This is a genomic window from Delftia sp. NA_296.1 (assembly GCF_052692095.1).
Genome location: NZ_JBQZGF010000012.1, coordinates 69,799 through 87,954, shown reverse-complemented (window position 1 = coordinate 87,954; position 18,156 = coordinate 69,799). Strand labels below are relative to the sequence as shown.

The window sequence follows — 18,156 nt, the reverse complement described above, 5'->3', positions numbered from 1 at the left end:
CCATGGACTCCGCATTTCCCATGTCCGCCAACCCACCGTCCGACACCCTTCCCTTTGGCGATTCGCATGAGGCCCTGGTGCACGCGCGCCGCTCCGTGCGCGCCTACCGGCCCGATCCCGTGCCGGATGCGCTGCTGCACCAGTTGCTGCACTCGGCCCGCCGCGCGCCCAGCGGCGGCAACCTGCAGCCAGGCCAGTTCATCCAGGTGCGCGGCAGCCTGCGCGGCGCACTCACACAGGCGCTGCTGGCCGACTGGCAAGGCGGAGCACCTGAGCGCGAGGACTACGGCTACTTCCCCCGCCCCATGCCCATGGCGCTGCGCAAGCGCCAGGTGGCGTCGGCCCAGGCCCTGTACAGCGCCCTGGGCGTGGCCCGCGAGGACCGCGCAGGGCGCGACGCGCAGTTCGGCCGCAACTACCGCTTCTTCGATGCGCCCGTGGCGCTGGTCGTGAGCATTGACGCCCGCTTCGGCGCAGGCGGCTACATGGACCTGGGCATGACCCTGTACGGCCTGCAAATGGCCGCAGCCGCCCAGGGCCTGGGCAGCTGCGCCATCGGCGCCCTGGCCTCCTACCCCGACACCGTGCGCCGCGTGCTCGACCTGCCGCCCGGCGAGCACATCGTCTGCGGCCTGGCCCTGGGCTGGCCCGACGAGGCCGCCCCCGTCAACCGCACCCAGACCACCCGCGCACCGCTGACCGAATACTTCAGAGTGCTGGGGGAATGAAAAAAAGCTGCTAATGGCAGCTTTTGCAATTCAGCCCTTGCTCGCACTGAACACGGCGACCGAAACCGGCGCAGCCCAACTCAGGGACGCCGAGCAAGAGCCGCCTCGCGGCGAGGGCGTCGTCCCCCTCCCGCGAAGCGAGAGAGGGGGAAGCGGCGTCAGCCGCTCAGGGGGTGCTTCCTATCAAAATGCAGGGATCACCGATCCCTTGAACTGCACATCGATGAACTGGCGCACTTCATCGGAGTGGTAGGCCTTGATCAGCTGCGCCACCCAGGGCTTGCCCTTGTCGGCATCGCGCGCGACCAGGATGTTCACATAGGGGTTCTTGGCGTTTTCCTGCGCAATGGCATCGGTCTTGGGGTTCAGGCCCGCCGAGATCGCGAAGTTGGTGTTGATGGCCGAGGCGTCCAGGTCATCCAGCGAGCGTGGCAGCTGGGCTGCGTCCAGCTCCACGAAGCGCAGCTTCTTGGGGTTGGAGACCACGTCCAGCGGCGTGGCCTTCAGGCCCGCGCTTTCCTTGAGCTTGATCAGGCCCTGGGCCTGCAGCAGCAGCAGCACGCGGCCACCGTTGGTGGGGTCGTTGGGGATGCCGAACTTGGCGCCCTGGGGCAGGTCGGCCAGCTGCTTGATCTTCTTGGAATAGATGCCGATGGGGAAATTCACCGTGTCGGCCACCCAGCCGATCTTGTAGCCGCGGTCGCGCACCTGGGCGTCGAGGTAGGGGCGGTGCTGGTAGCTGTTGGCGTCCAGGTCACCGGCAGACAGCGCGGCATTGGGCTGCACGTAGTCGCCGAATTCCACGATCTGGATCTTCAGGCCGTTCTTCTCGGCGACCTTCTTGACCTGCTCCATGATCTGGGCGTGCGGGCCGGCCGTGACGCCGACCTTGATGGGCTTGTCCTGCGCCTGCGCGGGCATGGCCAGCAGGGTCATGGCTGCGGTGCCGGCAATCGCGGCGGCCGTGAGCGTGCGGCGGAGGAAATGGCGCTTGGTGGGCATGGATGCGGTTCCTTGTAACCTGTCAAAAACACAGGCGCACACTGTAGCGCCAACACAGCGCCCGGCGGCCGTACCGGCACACTGCGGCTAGACAGTTTTTTCAGTAGCTCACAACCGGCGCCGCAGCGCGGGCGTCAGCGGTCCTGGAACTCGGGCGTTGCCATCACCTGGTGGGCCACGACGTCCAGCACAGGGTGGGGTTGTTCCTGGCGGTCTATCCAGACCTTGGGCGTGAAGCTGCCACGCAGCGCCACGGCATCGCCTTCGATCAGATTGCGCAGCACCTCACAGGCCTGGGCATCGAATGCAACCACGTTGACCGGGATGGAGGTGCCATCGGATGCCTCGGAACGCACGCGGGCCACCATGAAGGGGCGCCGATTGCGGTCGCTGCGGTGTTCGGGCGTACCGGTGAGTCTGCCGGTAATCAGTCCATCCATCATGTGCGAGACCAGGAAGAAATCGTCAGTTACAAAAGACGCCATTGTAGGTGCAGGTTTTACGTGCCCAGACCGGGACGCGCATCTTCGCGGTGCATGGACTTTTCATGCGCTGGCTGCCCTCGCCATCCGTGATGGACCTGCCTGGCGAAGCTGCACTTGCTCTTGCCCTTGCTCTTCGCGGCAAGGCGCCATCGCGTGCAAAATCGAACGCGCAAAAAAACGAACGTACAAAGCAAAAAGCTCCTGACGTTTCCGTCAGGAGCTTTGCGTTTTGGTCGGCGTGGCGGGATTCGAACTCGCGACCCCTTGCACCCCATGCAAGTGCGCTACCAGGCTGCGCTACACGCCGAAGCATTGAATTATAGGGACTAAAAACAGGCCTTCAGGGAAAACGCAGAGATTTTTCAAAAATGTCTGCAAATTCCTGAAATGGCGACGTTCAGCCCCCGCATCTTCTCACCCCTGATGCGTGGCGCGCACGTGGTCCAGCAAGGCCTCCAACGGATGGCGCAGCTGCCGTGCAGACAGTCGCTTGACCTGGCTGCGGCAGGAATAGCCGGTGGCCAGCGGCTCGCCCAGGTTCTGCTTGCTCTCGATCTGTTTCTCCCATGACTGGGCATAGATGGTCTTGGAGGTTTCGAGGTTGCGCGCCTCATGCCCGTAGGTGCCCGACATGCCGCAGCAGCCCGTGGCCTCCACGCTCAGGCGCAGCCCCCGTCGCTCGAAAAGCTGCGTCCACTGCTTGCCGCTGTCGGGCGCATTGGTCTTTTCAGTGCAGTGCGGCAGCAGCCGGTAGGCCACGCTGGCCACGCTGGTCACCGCCCCGGGCAGCACCTGCAGCAGCCACTCCTGGGGCAGCGCGACCTTCGGCACCTCGCCCATGCCCGGCACTTTGAGATATTCCTGCCGATAGGCCAGCGTCATGGCCGGGTCCAGCCCCACCAGCGCAACGCCGGACTGCGCCAGTTGCGCCAGCTGCGCGGCATTGCGGATGGCCGCCTTGGCAAAGGCGCCCATGAATCCCTGCACATGCAGCGGCTTGCCATTGGGCAGCAGCGGCGCCAGCCAGACCTGGAATCCCAGGCGTGCGGCCAGCTCGATCAGCACCTGCAGCTGGCCGGTCTCGAAGTAGCGGGTAAAGCTGTCCTGCACGATGACCACGCTGCGTGCGCGCTGCTCGGGCGTGAGCGCAGCAAGTGCCTGCGCATCGGCCGCGCGCACCTTCCATTGCCGCAAGGTGGCTGCCAGGTCCAGCCGGCTCAGCAGCGGGCCATCGACCATGCCGATGCGACGGCTGAGCACATCGCGCATCCATGGCGAGCCCATCACCCCGTTGTAGAGCGCGGGCATGCGCGCCAGCCACGGCATGGTGAACTCCAGCGAGCCGATCAGGTAGTCGCGCACGGGCCGCAGGTAGCGGCGGTGGTAGAGCTCCAGAAAGCGCGAGCGGAATTCGGGCACGTTGACCTTGACGGGACACTGCCCGGCGCAGGACTTGCAGGCCAGGCAGCCGGCCATGGCGTCATAGACCTCGTGAGAGAAATCGGCCTCGCCGCGGCGCGCCGCGCGGCTGTTGCGCCAGCGCGCAGCCAGGCTGGACAGGAAGGGCTGGGGCCGCTGCGCGACCTCCAGCACGTTCACGCCGGCCTGCCCCTGCAGGCGCAGCCATTCGCGCATCAGCGAGGCACGGCCCTTGGGCGAATGCACGCGCTGGCGCGTGGCCTTCCAGGAAGGGCACATGGCGTCGTCCGGGTCGAAGTTGTAGCAGGCGCCATTGCCGTTGCAGTGCATGGCCGCGCCATAGCTTTGCCATACGCGCTCGTCGATCTGCCGGTCCAGCTCGCCGCGCGTGGTGACGCCGTCCACCTTGAGCAGCAAGGTCTTGCTGGCCGGCGGCGTGGCGATCTTGCCGGGGTTGAGCTGGTTGTGCGGGTCGAAGGCGGCCTTGAGCTGCTGCAGCGAGGGATACAGCTCGCCGAAGAAGGCCGGCACATATTCGGAGCGCAGGCCCTTGCCGTGCTCGCCCCACAGCAGGCCGCCATGGCGCTGCGTGAGTTCGGCCACCGCGTCGGAGATGGGGCGCACCAGGGCGGCGTCCACGGGGTTCTTCATGTCCAGGATGGGGCGCACATGCAGCACGCCGGCATCGACGTGGCCGAACATGCCGTACTGCAGGCCGTGGCTGTCCAGCAGCGCGCGGAACTCGGCAATGAACTCGGGCAGGTTCTCGGGCGGCACGGCCGTGTCTTCGACAAAGGGCTGGGGCCGCGCCTCGCCCGCCACGTTGCCCAGCAGGCCCACGGCGCGCTTGCGCATGGCATAGACGCGTTGCACCGCTGCATTGCCCGCCGCCAGCGTGTGGCCCAGCCGCTCCACCGAGGCGTCGGCGCCCAGGTGCGCGAGGAAGGCCTGCACGCGGCCATCGACCTCCTGCGGATCGTCACCGCTGAATTCCACCAGGTTGATGCCCAGCGTAGGGCGCTGGCCGTCCTGCGGAAAGTACTCGGCCACGCTGCTCCAGACGAAGTCCTTCATGGCCAGCAACAGCACCTTGGAATCCACCGTCTCAATGGACAGCGGCCGGTGCGCCATCAGCGCGCGCGCATCGCGCAGCGCATCCATGAAGCCCGCATAGCGCACGTTGACCAGCACCGAATAGCGGGGAATGGGCAGCACGTTGAGCCGCGCCTCCACAACGAAGCCCAGCGAGCCTTCGGCGCCGCACAGCACGCTGTTGAGGTTGAAGCGCCCGTCACCTTCGCGCAGATGGGCCAGGTCATAGCCGGTGAGGCAGCGGTTGAGTTTGGGGAATCTGGCCTCGATCAACTCCGCCTGATCCTCGCTGATGCGCCGCGCCGTGCGGTGCACCTTGCCGATGCGCCCCGAATCGGCGCACATGCGCTCCAGCGCCTCGGCATCCAGCGGCACGCTGTGCAGGCGCTCGCCGCCGAGCAGCACGAAGTCCAGCGCCAGCACGTGGTCGCGCGTCTTTCCATAGGTGCAGCTGCCCTGCCCGCTGGCATCGGTGTTGATCATGCCGCCGATGGTGGCGCGGTTGGAGGTGGACAGCTCGGGGGCAAAGAACAGTCCGTATGGCTTGAGCGCAGCGTTGAGCTGGTCCTTGACCACGCCGGCCTGCACGCGCACCCAGCGCTGCTCGGCATTGATTTCGAGGATGCCGTTCATGTGCCGCGACAAGTCCATGGTCACGCCATGCGTGAGCGACTGCCCGTTCGTGCCCGTGCCGCCGCCGCGCGGTGTCAGCACCACATCGCGGAACTCAGGCCGCGCCAGCACCTGCGCCGCCCTGGCCACATCCTCGGCGTGACGCGGGTAGATGGCCGCCTGCGGCATGCGCTGGTAGATGGAGTTGTCCGTGGCCAGCACGGTGCGGCTGGCATGGTCCGTGTCCACGTCGCCCTCGAAGCCGGCGGCCTTCAGTGCTTCAAGAAACTCAAGGTATTGGGCAGGCACGGGGGCGCTGGCGTGGGGCAGTGGGGCAATCGACATGGAAGGCAAGGTGGGGAGATTTGTTGCAGGCGATCAGCCCAGAAAACCCATGCATGCAATACACGATTTCAGGCCGACCATGGCCGCAAGTATCTCTACACTCTTCCTCTGGAACAAACGAAAATTGCTGCCGCAAACACTGCATAAAACTCATGAATTACCGACGCCTGACGCCCTCCATGTCCCTGCTGCTGGTCTTCGAGGCGGCCGCGCGCCACGAAAGCTATGCGCGTGCGGCCGAGGAGCTGTCGCTCAGCCAGAGCGCCATCAGCCGGCAGGTGCAGACACTGGAGGCGCAGCTGGGCATCAGCCTGTTCCGCCGCGAGGGCCGCACGGTGCGCCTGACCGACGTGGGACGCCGCTACTTCATCGACCTGGGCGCCGCGCTGGGCCGCATACGCAGCGCCACCCTGCAGGCCATGTCACGCCAGTCCGGCGGTGGCACCCTCAATCTGGCCACCCTGCCCACCTTCGGCTCCAAATGGCTGCTGCCGCACCTGCATGGCTTCTACCAGGCGCAGCCCGGGGTGACGATGCACATCCACTCGCGCATCGGCGATATCGATTTCGACAGCGCAGAGATAGACGCCGCCATCACCGTCGGCACGGGAGACTGGCCCGGGCTGACCGCGCATCGCCTGTACCACGAGTTTCTGGTGGCGGTGGCCAGCCCGCAGGCACTGCAGCAGGCCGGGCAGGCAGCAGCCTCGCCGGATTGGGCGGGCCAGCAGGTGCTGCTCACGGTGGCCAGCAACCGGCAGGCCTGGAGCGAGTGGTTCACGCACTATCGGCTCGATCACCGGCAGATGCGGATAGGGCCGAGCTTCGAGCTGACCTCGCACCTGATACAGGCCGTGCTGGCAGGCATGGGCGTGGGCCTGGTGCCACGGGTACTGGTGGAAGAGGAGATGGCGCGCGGTGAGCTGCACGTGGTGGGAGATGCCATCCCCAGCCAGCGCAGCTACTACCTGGTCTATCCCGAGAGGAACGCGACACTGCCGGCGCTGGCAGCCTTCCGGCAATGGCTGCTTGAGACCTGCGCTCAGGGTTGATCTCTGCGCAACGGCCGCTCTCCTTCAGAGGTTGGCGATGGCACAAAGAAAAACGGACCACAGCCAGAAGCTGTGGTCCGTATTCATTTATGGTCGGCGTGGCGGGATTCGAACTCGCGACCCCTTGCACCCCATGCAAGTGCGCTACCAGGCTGCGCTACACGCCGAAGAATTCAATTATATACAGCTTTTTGCTCTCAAATAGAAAGCAGCGCACGAATCTGCAAAAGCTCCTCCCGCACGGCCTCCGGCTCCAGCGGAACGCTGGCCGCGGCATCGCCACCGAGCAGCGGCGCGGCAGCCGGCGCCGACACCACGACACCTGCCTGCAGCGCGGGAACCACGGCAGACCCCGAGGCCTCACGCAGGCGGTTGCGCGCGCCGTTGATGGTGAAGCCCTGCTCGTAGAGCAGCTCGCGGATGCGCCGGATCATCAGCACTTCGTGGTGCTGGTAGTAGCGGCGGTTGCCGCGCCGCTTCATGGGGCGCAGCTGCGTGAACTCCTGCTCCCAGTAGCGCAGCACATGCGGCTTGACGTCGCACAGATCCGCGACCTCACCGATGGTGAAGTAGCGCTTGGCGGGAATCTGGGGCAGAAGTGAAGCCATGGCAAATGTGGATGAGGTCAGGATGTGCAATGCCGCTGGTGCGCGGACGCCGATCCGGGAAGAAGGCCGAGCCTACTGCACAGCTCGCTTGCAGGCCAGCACCCTGTCGTAAAAACAGCCCATCCACCGCAAGGCAGACAGGCTGACGACAGCTGGGCCACGGCAAGCCGGGCCCCGGGGACGACCCTTCAGGACGCGGAGCCCGTCGTGCCTTCCTGGATCTGCTCCTTGAGCTTGCTGCTCGCATGGAAGGTCACGACGCGGCGCGCCTCGATCGGAATGGCCTCGCCCGTGCGCGGGTTGCGCCCCGGACGCGGCGCCTTGGTGCGGATCTGGAAGTTGCCGAAGCCCGACAGCTTCACATCCTCGCCCGTCACCAGGCTTTGCGAGATCAGCTCGAAGAACGCATCCACCATTTCCTTGGATTCGCGCTTGTTCAGGCCGATCTCGTCGAACAGCAGGTCCGCCAGCTGCGCCTTGGTCAGCGCGGGCGAATCAAGACTTTCCACCGTCAGTTCCATCACGGGATCTCCTTTCACGGCATGGGCCTTCCATCAGGCGCGCAGGCGCGCGCCCAGGCGTTGCTGCAGCTGCTCGAGCACGGCCTGCACGGCCTGCTCGATCTGCACATCGGTCAGCGAGCTGTCGTCATTGCCCAGCGTCAGGCGCACGGCCAGGCTCTTTTCGTCCTGCGCCAGCGCGCCCGGTGCCGCTGTCTCACCGGCCTTGAGCGCCTTGGGACGGAACACATCGAACAGCACGGCAGAGCGCAGCAGGCCGCCTGTCTGGGCAGCTTCCACCGCCTGCATGAGCTGGGCATGCGTGGCCTTTTCGTTCACGACCACGGCAATGTCGCGCTCCACGGCCTGGTGCTTGGCCACGGGCTTGAACACCGGCACCTCGCGCGCCAGCACGGCATCGAGCTCCAGCTCGAACAGCACGGGCGCCTGGGCCAGATCCCATTGCTGGCGCCACTGGGGATGCAGCTCGCCGATGAAGCCGATGGACTGGCCATCGAGCAGCACGCGCGCGCAGCGGCCCGGGTGCATGGCCGGATGCTCGGCCGGCTCGAACACGGGCTTGCGCGGCGCCAGCAGCGCCTCGACATCGCCCTTGACGTCGTAGAAGTCCACCTTGGCTTCGGCGCGGCCCCATTGCAGCTGCTCTCCAGCGCCCCAGGCCAGGCCCGCCACGCGCATGGGCTGGTAGAAGCCCTTGACCGTGGTGTCGCTGTCAACAACGCTGTCATCCTTGAGGAAGACACGGCCCAGCTCGAACACGCGCACGCGCTCGGCCTTGCGGTCGGCATTGAACTTGAGCACCTGCATGAGCGAGCCGATGAGGCTGGAGCGCATCACGCTGAGCTGGCTTGCGATGGGGTTGAGCAGCTGGATGGGATTGGCGTTGCCGGCCAGATCCTTCTCCCATGCGGCTTCCACAAAGCTGAAGTTGATGGTTTCCTGGTAGCCCAGATCGGCCAGCGCGCGGCGCACGGCGAACTGGCTGCGGCGGTTTTCGGCGCGCAGCTTGGGCGCAATGGGCGCCAGCGGCTTGGTCGTGGGCAGGTTCTCGTAACCCACCATGCGCGCCACTTCCTCGATCAGGTCTTCCTCGATGTTGATGTCGAAGCGGAAGCTGGGCGGCGTGACGGTGAGCACGCCATCGCCCTGCTCCACCGGCAGGCCCAGGCCGGCCAGCGCATCGTGGCACTGCTGCTGCGTGAGCGGCATGCCGATGACCTTGGCCGCACGCGCCACGCGCAGCGTGACGGGCTTGGGCTGGGGCATGTTGGACTTCTGGTCGTCGATGGGGCCGCAGACGGTCTCGGGCGTGCCGCAGATCTGCAGCACCAGCTCGGTGATGCGCTCGATGTGCTCGACCGTCAGTTCGGGATCGACGCCCCGCTCGAAGCGGTGGCCCGCATCGGTGGAGAAGTTGTAGCGGCGCGAACGGCCGGCAATCGACTTGGGCCACCAGAATGCGGCCTCGATGTAGATGTGGCGCGTGTCGTCGGACACGGCCGTGGCGTCGCCGCCCATGATGCCGGCCAGCGACTCGACTTCGCGCTCATCGGCGATCACGCCCACCTGTCCATCCACGGTGACGGTGTTGCCGTTGAGCAGCTTGAGCTGCTCGCCTTCCTTACCCCAGCGCACCTGCAGGCCGCCGTGGATCTTGTCCAGGTCGAAGATGTGCGAAGGACGGCCCAGCTCGAACATCACATAGTTGGAGATGTCCACCAGCGGCGCCACGCTGCGCTGGCCGCAGCGCGCCAGGCGATCGACCATCCACTGCGGCGTCTTCGCCTGGGTGTTGACATTGCGCACCACGCGGCCCGAGAAGCGGCCGCACAGGTCGGGCGCCTCGATCTTCACGGCCAGCCTGTCCTGCACGCCCACGGCGGCAGGCGTGAACGACTGGGGCTTGAGCGGCGCGCCGGTCAGCGCAGCCACTTCGCGCGCCACGCCGTAGACGCTCAGGCAATGCGCCAGATTGGGCGTGAGCTTGAGCGTGAGCAGCGTGTCGTCCAGGTTCAGGTATTCGCGGATGTTCTGGCCCAGGGGCGCGTCCAGCGGCAGCTCCATCAGGCCGCCATGGTCCTCGGACAGCTTGAGCTCGCGTGCCGAGCACAGCATGCCGAAGCTCTCCACACCGCGCAGCTTGCCGATCTTGATCAGGAAAGGCTTGCCATCTTCACCGGGCGGCAGCTCGGCGCCCACCGTGGCGCAGGGCACGCGGATGCCCACGCGCGCGTTGGGCGCGCCGCAGACGATGGTCAGCAGCTCGGGTCCGCCCACATCGACCTGGCACACGCGCAGGCGATCGGCATTGGGATGCTGCTCGGCAGCCTTGATCTCACCGACGACGATCTTGGTGAACGGCGGCGCCACGGGCTCCAGCTCCTCCACCTCCAGGCCGGCCATGGTCAGGGTGTCGGCCAGTTCTTGGGTGGTCAGCGGCGGATTGCAGAACTCGCGCAGCCAGGATTCGGGAAATTGCATATCAGACTCTTTGGCGTTGGTTCAGTCCGCGCGCCGTGGCGCTGGCGGACTCTTTGGCGAAGGCTTGCAGCCGGATCAACGGAATTGCGACAGGAAGCGGATATCGCCGTCAAAAAACAGTCGCAGATCGTTGACGCCATAGCGCAGCATGGTCAGGCGGTCAGGCCCCATGCCAAAGGCAAAGCCGATGTACTTTTCGGGGTCCAGCCCCATGTTGCGCACCACGTTGGGGTGCACCTGGCCGGAGCCGGCCACTTCCAGCCAGCGGCCGGCCAACGGGCCGCTCTGGAACTGGATGTCGATCTCGGCGCTGGGCTCGGTAAAGGGGAAGAAGCTGGGACGGAAGCGCAGCACCAGGTCGTCGCTCTCGAAGAAGGTCTTGCAGAAGTCGGTGAAGACCACCTTCAGGTCCTTGAAGCTGACGTTCTCACCGATCCACAGGCCTTCGCACTGGTGGAACATGGGCGAGTGCGTGGCATCGCTGTCCACGCGGTAGGTGCGGCCCGGCGCGATCACGCGGATCTCGGGCATGCCCTGGCCGGCGTCCAGCCGCTCACGGTATTTCTTGACGTGCTGCACGGCATGGCGCACCTGCATGGGGCTGGTGTGCGTGCGCAGCAGATTGGGGGCCTGTTCCGTGCCGCCTTCCACGTAGAAGGTGTCGTGCATGGAACGGGCGGGATGGTCTTCGGGCGTGTTCAGCGCCGTGAAGTTGAACCAGTCGGACTCGATCTCGGGGCCCTCGGCCACATCGAAGCCCATGGAGCCGAAGATGCCCTCGATGCGCTCCAGCGTCAGCGACACGGGGTGCAGGCCACCCTGGCCACGGCGGCGGCCCGGCAAGGTCACATCCAGCACCTCGGCCTTCAGGTGGGCCTGCAGTTCGGCATCGGCCAGGGCCTTGCGGCGCGCGGTCAGCGCGGCCTCGATGCCTTGCTTGGCCACGTTGATGGCGGCTCCGCGCGACTTCTTCTCTTCGACGGAAAGCTGCGCCATGCCCTTCATGAGCTCGGTCACCTTGCCCGACTTGCCCAGAAACTGCGCCTTGGCGTTTTCCAGATCAGCGGGGGTTTGTGCCTGCGCGAACAGCTGCTGCGCGCTCTCGACCAGAGAATCCAACTCGTTCATATCGACTCTTTATCGACTGTGAAAAGAAACAAGGGCTAGCAGCCTTTTCAAGCCCTAGCCCTTGCTGTTTGCGCTGCAGACCATCACGAGGATGGCCGCAGACCGTTATCTCAAGCAGCCAGCTTGGCCTTGACTTGATCAACGATGCTGCTAAATGCAGCCTTGTCGTGCACCGCGATATCGGCCAGCATCTTGCGGTCGATCTCGATGGCTGCCTTCTTCAGGCCGTTGGCGAACTGGCTGTATGTCAGGCCCAGTTCACGTGCAGCGGCGTTGATACGGGCGATCCACAGACGGCGGAACACGCGCTTCTTGGCACGGCGGTCACGGTAGGCATATTGCCCAGCCTTCATCACCGCCTGCTTGGCGATGCGGAAGACATTGCCGCGGCGGCCGCGGAAACCCTTGGAAAGGGCCAGAACTTTTTTGTGACGGGCGCGGGCCGTTACACCACGTTTGACGCGAGGCATGTGTTTTCTCCTTGTTCGTCAGTGAATTACAGGCCAGCCATCGGCAGCATTTGTGCGATAGAGCCCATGTTGGTCTCATGCACAGACACTGCACCACGCAGGTGACGCTTGTTCTTGGTGGTCTTCTTGGTCAAGATGTGACGCTTGAAGGCTTGACCGCGCTTGACGGTGCCACCGGGACGAACGCGAAAACGCTTCTTCGCGCTGCTCTTGGTCTTCATTTTGGGCATTTGAATGCTCCTGTTGTTTGTGCTCGTGAGGCGGCTCGCAACACTGCGCGCACTTGCTGGCCCCGAGACACTTCTGTGCCAGCCCGGAGGCCGGCAAGAACAAGGGACATGGAAACCATGTCCCTTGCATCGCACGCCTCGCGCAATCAACTCGCGCACGGCCTGCAAATTCTGTCGCCCCTCAACGAAGGGCGAAACCGCGATTATGCCTTATCAGCCACCGCAGGTGCAGCAGAAACTTCTGCCGGCTTGCCGCCAGCTGTGGGCTTCTTGCGCGCAGGGGCGATCATCATCACCATCTGGCGGCCTTCCAGCTTGGGGAACTGCTCCACCTGGATGGAATCCGCCAGATCGTCACGCAGACGGTTCAGCAGGTCCAGACCAATCTGCTGGTGCGTGATTTCACGGCCGCGGAACCGCAGCGTGATCTTGCACTTGTCACCATCGGCCAGGAAACGGCGGATGTTGCGCAGCTTGATGTTGTAGTCGCCGTCGTCGGTACCAGGGCGGAATTTCACTTCCTTGATTTCGATGACGGTCTGCTTGGCCTTGGCTTCGGCAGCCTTCTTCTGTTCAAGGTACTTGAACTTGCCATAGTCCATCAACCGGCAGACAGGTGGAGTGGCAGTGGCGGCAATTTCCACCAGGTCCACGTCCAGCTCGCCCGCCATGCGCAGCGCTTCCTGCAGAGGCACGATGCCCAGCGGCTCGTTCTCCGGGCCGGACAGACGCACTTCAGGCGCCATGATTTCACGGTTGAGACGATGCTTGCGCTCTTCACGGTGGCGCCGATCACGAAATTCAGTAGCTATGGTTCTCACCCTTGGATTTAAGTTGCTACAACAGCGTAGCCGCTTGTGTGCAGTACACGCAAGCGGCTACCGCCTTTGGAGATGCTCCATCAGGCCTTCGCCGCGATGTCCTTGGCCACGAGTTCAATGAACGCATCAACCGACATCACACCGAGGTCCTTGTTGCCCCGTGCGCGCACTGCCACTGCACCAGCGGCCTTCTCCTTGTCGCCAGCAACAAGGATGTAAGGCAGCTTTTGCAACGAATGCTCCCGTATTTTATACGTAATCTTTTCGTTGCGCAGATCTGTCGCCACCCTAAGGCCTTGATTCGGAAATGCTTTTTGCAGCTTTTGTGCGACTTCCCGCACATAGTCCGCCTGCGCATCGGTGATATTGAGCACGGCGGCCTGCACGGGAGCCAGCCACGTCGGCATGGCGCCAGCGTGCTGCTCGATGAGAATGCCGATGAAACGCTCCAGGCTGCCAACGATGGCACGGTGCAGCATCACGGGGCGATGGCGGTCGCCATCCTCGCCCACGTACTCCGCATCCAGGCGCTCGGGCATGGAGAAATCCACCTGGATGGTTCCGCACTGCCACTGACGGCCGATGGCGTCCTTGAGCGTGTACTCGATCTTGGGGCCGTAGAACGCGCCATCGCCGGGCGAGATCACGTACTCGCAGCCCGAAGCCTCCAGGCTGTTGATCAGCGCAGCTTCTGCCTTGTCCCAGCTTTCATCAGAGCCGATGCGCGCCTCAGGGCGCGTGGCGACCTTGTAGATGATGTCGCTGAAACCGAAGTCCGCGTAGACCTTTTGCAGCAGCGTGGTGAAGGCCAGCACCTCGGGCTGGATCTGGTCTTCGGTACAGAAGACGTGGCCGTCATCCTGCGTGAAGCCGCGCACGCGCATGATGCCGTGCAGGCCGCCCGTGGGCTCGTTGCGGTGGCACTGGCCGAATTCGCCGTAGCGCAGCGGCAGGTCGCGGTAGCTCTTGATGCCCTGCTTGAAGATCAGGATGTGGCCAGGGCAGTTCATCGGCTTGAGCGCGTAGTCGCGCTTTTCCGACTCGGTCGTGAACATGTTCTCGCGGTACTTGTCCCAGTGGCCAGTCTTCTCCCACAGGGTCTTGTCCAGGATCTGCGGACCCTTGACTTCCTGATAGCCGTTGTCGCGGTACACGCGGCGCATGTACTGCTCGACCTCTTGCCACAGGGACCAGCCCTTCGGGTGCCAGAACACGGTGCCCGGCGAATGCTCGTCGATGTGGAACAGATCCAGTTCACGGCCCAGCTTGCGGTGGTCGCGCTTTTCAGCCTCCTCCAGCATGTGCAGGTACTGCTGCAGGTCGTCTTTCGATGCCCAGGCCGTGCCGTACACGCGCTGCAGCATCTCGTTGCGATGGTCGCCACGCCAGTAGGCGCCAGCCACCTTCATCAGCTTGAAGAACTTGAGCTTGCCGGTGCTGGGCACGTGCGGGCCGCGGCACAGATCCTCGAAGCTGCCTTCGCGGTACAGGCTCACATCCTCATTGGAGGGGATGCTGGCGATGATCTCGGCCTTGTAGTTCTCGCCGATGCCCTTGAAGTACGCAACGGCCTCGTCGCGCGGCAGTACGCGGCGCACCACGGGCTCGTCCTTGGCGGCCAGTTCGGCCATGCGCTTTTCGATGGCAACCAGGTCCTCGGGCGTGAAGGGGCGCTTGTACGAGAAGTCGTAGTAGAAGCCGTTCTCGATCACGGGACCGATGGTGACCTGGGCCTCCGGGAACAGTTCCTTGACCGCATAGGCCAGCAAGTGGGCCGTGGAATGGCGGATCACCTCCAAGCCATCGGCGTCCTTGGCCGTCACGATGGACAAGGGCATGTCCTTGTCGATGACGAAGCTGGTGTCCACCACCTTGGCGTCCTCGCCAGCCCCCACCTTGCCGGCCAGTGCCGCTTTGGCAAGGCCCGTGCCTATGGATGCGGCCACTTCGGCCACGGTGACCGGGCCGGGGTACTCACGTTGCGAACCATCGGGAAGCGTAATGTGGATCATGGGATTCCTAAAATATTTCTCAGGGGGCGCGCATCCCCCAAAAGCAAAAAGCGCGGAGCCAGGTCCGCGCTTTCTTGGGGTCGAGTGAATCTCGTGCAGGCGCGAACCGCCAGCCGCTAGCGGCCGGTGTACATCTCCGATGTAGTTCGCGGTGTCATAACCATGATGCCTTTCTCGCCCTTGTCAGTTGTTGTCAATTGAAAACTTCCGCCATTTTAACCCCAGCAAAGAAAAAGCGCCCGAAGCACAAGGCCCCGGACGCTTTCTCACCCCTATCTACCTGAAGTTGCACTCACCGAAGCCGCGCTTCAGTGGAATTGCTCCTCTTCCGTGGAGCCGGTCAGCGCCTTCACGCTGGACGAGCCGCCCTGGATCACCGTGGTCACGTCGTCGAAGTAGCCTGCACCCACTTCCTGCTGGTGCGACACGAAGGTGTAGCCTTGTTCGCGGGCTGCGAATTCGGGCTCCTGCACCATGTTCACGTAGTGCTTCATGCCTTCGCCGTTGGCGTAGGCGTGGGCAAACTTGAACGTGTTGAACCAGTTGATGTGAATGCCGGCCAGCGTGATGAACTGGAACTTGTAGCCCAGCGCAGACAGGTCTTCCTGGAAGGAGGCGATCTGGCTGTCGTTGAGGTTCTTCTTCCAGTTGAACGAAGGCGAGCAGTTGTAGCTCAGCAGCTTGCCTGGGCAGGCGGCATGCACGGCCTGGGCGAACTCGCGGGCAAAGCCGATGTCGGGCACGCCGGTTTCGCACCACACCAGGTCGGCATAGGGCGCATAGGCCACACCGCGGCTGATGGACTGCTCCATGCCATTGCGGACACGGTAGAAGCCTTCCTGTGTGCGCTCGCCGGTCAGGAACGGCTTGTCGTTGGCGTCGTGATCCGAGGTGATCAGGTTGGCGGCTTCAGCATCGGTGCGGGCCAGCACGATGGTAGGCACGCCCATCACGTCAGCGGCAAAGCGGGCGGAGATCAGCTTCTCGACGGCTTCCTGGGTGGGCACCAGAACCTTGCCGCCCATGTGGCCGCACTTCTTCACGGCAGCCAGTTGGTCCTCGAAGTGCACGCCGGCTGCGCCAGCGGCAATCATGTTCTTCATCAGTTCGAAAGCGTTGAGCACGCCGCCAAAACCGGCTTCCGCATCGGCGACGATAGGCAGGAAGTAGTCGATGAATTCCTTGTCGCCGGGGTTGATGCCACGGCCCCACTGGATTTCGTCGGCACGCTTGAAGGTGTTGTTGATGCGGCGCACCATGGTGGGCACCGAGTCATAGGCGTACAGCGACTGGTCGGGGTACATGGTTTCGCTGGTGTTGCCATCTGCAGCCACCTGCCAGCCCGACAGGTACACCGCCTCCAGGCCAGCCTTGGCCTGTTGCATGGCCTGGCCTGCGGAGATGGCGCCAAAGGCATTCACATAGCCTTTCTTGGCACCGCCGTTGATCCTGTCCCAGAGCAGTTCCGCGCCACGCTGGGCCAGCGTGTACTCGGGCTGCAGGCTGCCGCGCAGACGCACCACGTCGGCGGCGCTGTAGCCGCGCTTGACGCCCTTCCAACGGGGGTTCTGCGCCCAGTCTTTCTCAAGGGCGGAAATCTGCTGTTCACGGCTCAGTTGCTGGGTCAGGGATTGGGGCATGTTGCTCTCCTGGGAGGTGGTTGAAACAAGCGGCTTTCTTGCGTCGGCCTTGGGATCAAATTTAAGTCTTATAGAAGACCTCATCAACATCTTGTGTCTTATACAAGACTAATTTTTTCATCATATAAATCAACGAGTTATTTTCATATTTTTCAATATGAAATCACATTTCTCGTATTGAGAAAAATTGGCGCAATGCAGCATTTCAATATTTCACAATGCAAAACATGAATTCCATGCCATGAAAAGTCACCACAGCATGGCAAGCGTCCGCGACAGGCACATGTCACGCACGCCGGACGCGCTCACAGGTACCATCGCGCGTTCAGGCGGCGCTCCCGCCTCTCAAACCAGCACTTGCCGTGAACACCTCCCATCGCAGATCTGCCTATGCCTGCCTGGCGCTGAGCATGTCCCTGGTCGGCAGCTATGTCGCCCTCTCCAAGCCTCTGGCGGCCATTTTTCCGGTGCTGCTGCTGGCCTGGCTGCGCTTTGGCATCGGGGCCATCGCCATGCTGCGCTGGCTGCGCAAGCCGGCTGACGAGCCCACCCTGTCTCGGCGCACGCAGGGCCTGCTGTTTCTTGAGTCGCTGTTCGGCAACTTTCTCTTCACCATCTGCATGGTGACTGGCGTGAGCCTGACAAGCGCCGTCACGGCCGGCGTGACGATGGCGGCCATCCCTGCTGCCGTGGCCTTGATGAGCTGGCTGTTTCTGCGCGAGCGCGTGGCGGCGCGCACTTGGCTGGCCATTGCGCTGGCCGTGGCGGGCATCGGCCTGTATGCACTGTCCCGCCCGGACGCTGGCGCCGCCTCGGCAGCATCAGCCTCACCGCAGGCGTGGCTGGGGCAGATGCTGCTGGTCGGCGCCGTGCTTTGCGAGGCGTTCTACGCCGTCATCGGCAAGCGCCTGACCACGTCCCTGGGGCCCAAGCGCATCACATCCATCGTCAATCTCTGGGGATTTGCGCTGTCAACGCCCTTCGGGCTGTATCTGGCGTGGCGCTTCGACTTCGGCAGCGTGGCATGGAGCATCTGGGGCCTGTTGCTGTTCTACGCCCTTGCCGCCTGCGTGTGGACCGTGTGGTTGTGGATGACAGGCTTGCGCAACGTGCCAGCCTCCCAGGCCGGCACCTTTACGGTACTGCTGCCGATCAGCGCTGCCGTGGTCGGCATGTGCGTGCTGGGCGAACGGGTCACATCCATGCAGGCGCTGGCGTTTGCGATCGCCCTGCTGGGCATTCTCGTGGCCACCTGGCCGGGCAGAAAACGCCTTCCACAACACCCTTCCGCGAGCGGTGCCAGCCCCTTCTGAAAACGCTGCCGCCGACGGCCAACCTGCCAGTGCGGCCCTCGAAAGCGGGCCAGAATGCAAAAACTCCTCAAAAAACAGCGCCACAGCAACAAATCGAGGCAAAAATTTGACGGGTAAGCTTGGAAGAGCGTTTTTTTCCCATTAGCATCAGCCTGCCAGTGGATAGCGACGGTTTTTCGCTGGTAAAGAATCCACTC

At 63.9% G+C, this 18,156-nt stretch carries 15 protein-coding genes and 2 tRNA genes; 3 read left to right on the top strand and 14 right to left on the bottom strand.

The annotated features are described in order from the left end of the window. The first annotated feature begins 2 nt into the window (after positions 1–2). Entirely contained in the window at positions 3–728 is a 726-nt protein-coding gene (locus ACUTR7_RS25325; RefSeq protein WP_445610096.1) for a nitroreductase, read from the top strand. 183 nt (positions 729–911) lie between these two features. On the opposite strand, the gene ACUTR7_RS25320 is transcribed toward ACUTR7_RS25325, so the two are convergent. From ACUTR7_RS25320 to ydiJ, 4 genes are all read right to left on the bottom strand, one after another. Then, positions 912–1,730: a MetQ/NlpA family ABC transporter substrate-binding protein gene (locus ACUTR7_RS25320; protein ID WP_123695209.1), complete on the bottom strand. Its 819-nt coding sequence runs from the start codon at positions 1,728–1,730 to the stop codon at positions 912–914. A 134-nt stretch (positions 1,731–1,864) separates the two neighbouring features. After that, positions 1,865–2,215, bottom strand: a complete 351-nt coding sequence (locus ACUTR7_RS25315; protein WP_012206405.1) for a single-stranded DNA-binding protein — start codon at positions 2,213–2,215, stop codon at positions 1,865–1,867. 230 nt (positions 2,216–2,445) lie between these two features. Continuing rightward, positions 2,446–2,522 (bottom strand) — tRNA-Pro (locus tag ACUTR7_RS25310). A 107-nt stretch (positions 2,523–2,629) separates the two neighbouring features. After that, positions 2,630–5,683 carry a D-2-hydroxyglutarate dehydrogenase YdiJ gene (ydiJ, locus tag ACUTR7_RS25305; RefSeq protein WP_445610095.1) on the bottom strand — a complete coding sequence of 1,018 codons (3,054 nt, stop codon included), beginning with the start codon at positions 5,681–5,683 and terminating at the stop codon, positions 2,630–2,632. A gap of 53 nt (positions 5,684–5,736) precedes the next feature. Here ydiJ and ACUTR7_RS25300 point away from each other — a divergent pair, with 53 nt between their 5' ends. Further along, on the top strand, positions 5,737–6,735 hold the full coding sequence (locus tag ACUTR7_RS25300) for a LysR substrate-binding domain-containing protein (protein WP_313236102.1): 999 nt from the start codon (positions 5,737–5,739) through the stop codon (positions 6,733–6,735). Between the two features lie 90 nt (positions 6,736–6,825). Here ACUTR7_RS25300 and ACUTR7_RS25295 read toward each other — a convergent pair. From ACUTR7_RS25295 to aceA, 10 genes are all read right to left on the bottom strand, one after another. After that, a tRNA-Pro gene (locus ACUTR7_RS25295) sits at positions 6,826–6,902 on the bottom strand. Between the two features lie 30 nt (positions 6,903–6,932). Beyond that, positions 6,933–7,343, bottom strand: a complete 411-nt coding sequence (locus ACUTR7_RS25290) for a MerR family transcriptional regulator (protein WP_013801679.1) — start codon at positions 7,341–7,343, stop codon at positions 6,933–6,935. 188 nt (positions 7,344–7,531) lie between these two features. Next, entirely contained in the window at positions 7,532–7,864 is a 333-nt protein-coding gene (locus tag ACUTR7_RS25285) for an integration host factor subunit alpha (RefSeq protein ID WP_012206409.1), read from the bottom strand. Positions 7,865–7,897: 33 nt separating this feature from the next. Next, entirely contained in the window at positions 7,898–10,345 is a 2,448-nt protein-coding gene (pheT, locus tag ACUTR7_RS25280; protein ID WP_445610094.1) for a phenylalanine--tRNA ligase subunit beta, read from the bottom strand. A gap of 75 nt (positions 10,346–10,420) precedes the next feature. Further along, positions 10,421–11,473 carry a phenylalanine--tRNA ligase subunit alpha gene (gene pheS, locus ACUTR7_RS25275; protein ID WP_012206411.1) on the bottom strand — a complete coding sequence of 351 codons (1,053 nt, stop codon included), beginning with the start codon at positions 11,471–11,473 and terminating at the stop codon, positions 10,421–10,423. A 110-nt stretch (positions 11,474–11,583) separates the two neighbouring features. Next, positions 11,584–11,943 (bottom strand): 50S ribosomal protein L20, encoded by a 360-nt coding sequence (gene rplT, locus ACUTR7_RS25270; protein ID WP_012206412.1) that lies wholly within the window; start codon positions 11,941–11,943, stop codon positions 11,584–11,586. Positions 11,944–11,969: 26 nt separating this feature from the next. After that, positions 11,970–12,173, bottom strand: coding sequence for a 50S ribosomal protein L35 (gene rpmI / locus ACUTR7_RS25265; RefSeq protein WP_012206413.1), 204 nt, complete (start codon positions 12,171–12,173; stop codon positions 11,970–11,972). Between the two features lie 203 nt (positions 12,174–12,376). Beyond that, positions 12,377–12,994 carry a translation initiation factor IF-3 gene (gene infC, locus ACUTR7_RS25260; RefSeq protein WP_012206414.1) on the bottom strand — a complete coding sequence of 206 codons (618 nt, stop codon included), beginning with the start codon at positions 12,992–12,994 and terminating at the stop codon, positions 12,377–12,379. Between the two features lie 80 nt (positions 12,995–13,074). Then, positions 13,075–15,006 (bottom strand): threonine--tRNA ligase, encoded by a 1,932-nt coding sequence (thrS, locus tag ACUTR7_RS25255; RefSeq protein ID WP_034395367.1) that lies wholly within the window; start codon positions 15,004–15,006, stop codon positions 13,075–13,077. Between the two features lie 308 nt (positions 15,007–15,314). Next, positions 15,315–16,646: an isocitrate lyase gene (gene aceA / locus ACUTR7_RS25250; RefSeq protein WP_013801675.1), complete on the bottom strand. Its 1,332-nt coding sequence runs from the start codon at positions 16,644–16,646 to the stop codon at positions 15,315–15,317. A gap of 362 nt (positions 16,647–17,008) precedes the next feature. Between aceA and ACUTR7_RS25245 the strand changes: the two genes are divergently transcribed. Beyond that, entirely contained in the window at positions 17,009–17,959 is a 951-nt protein-coding gene (locus ACUTR7_RS25245; protein WP_445610093.1) for a DMT family transporter, read from the top strand. Positions 17,960–18,156: the final 197 nt, after the last annotated feature.

Coding starts and splice junctions, on each gene's coding strand:
- ACUTR7_RS25325 (WP_445610096.1), top strand. CDS start 3: ATGGACTCCGCATTTCCCATGTCCGCCAACCCACCGTCCGACACCCTT.
- ydiJ (WP_445610095.1), bottom strand. CDS start 5,683: ATGTCGATTGCCCCACTGCCCCACGCCAGCGCCCCCGTGCCTGCCCAA.
- aceA (WP_013801675.1), bottom strand. CDS start 16,646: ATGCCCCAATCCCTGACCCAGCAACTGAGCCGTGAACAGCAGATTTCC.
- pheS (WP_012206411.1), bottom strand. CDS start 11,473: ATGAACGAGTTGGATTCTCTGGTCGAGAGCGCGCAGCAGCTGTTCGCG.
- ACUTR7_RS25300 (WP_313236102.1), top strand. CDS start 5,737: ATGCAATACACGATTTCAGGCCGACCATGGCCGCAAGTATCTCTACAC.
- ACUTR7_RS25285 (WP_012206409.1), bottom strand. CDS start 7,864: ATGGAACTGACGGTGGAAAGTCTTGATTCGCCCGCGCTGACCAAGGCG.
- thrS (WP_034395367.1), bottom strand. CDS start 15,006: ATGATCCACATTACGCTTCCCGATGGTTCGCAACGTGAGTACCCCGGC.
- ACUTR7_RS25290 (WP_013801679.1), bottom strand. CDS start 7,343: ATGGCTTCACTTCTGCCCCAGATTCCCGCCAAGCGCTACTTCACCATC.
- rpmI (WP_012206413.1), bottom strand. CDS start 12,173: ATGCCCAAAATGAAGACCAAGAGCAGCGCGAAGAAGCGTTTTCGCGTT.
- ACUTR7_RS25320 (WP_123695209.1), bottom strand. CDS start 1,730: ATGCCCACCAAGCGCCATTTCCTCCGCCGCACGCTCACGGCCGCCGCG.
- rplT (WP_012206412.1), bottom strand. CDS start 11,943: ATGCCTCGCGTCAAACGTGGTGTAACGGCCCGCGCCCGTCACAAAAAA.
- pheT (WP_445610094.1), bottom strand. CDS start 10,345: ATGCAATTTCCCGAATCCTGGCTGCGCGAGTTCTGCAATCCGCCGCTG.
- ACUTR7_RS25315 (WP_012206405.1), bottom strand. CDS start 2,215: ATGGCGTCTTTTGTAACTGACGATTTCTTCCTGGTCTCGCACATGATG.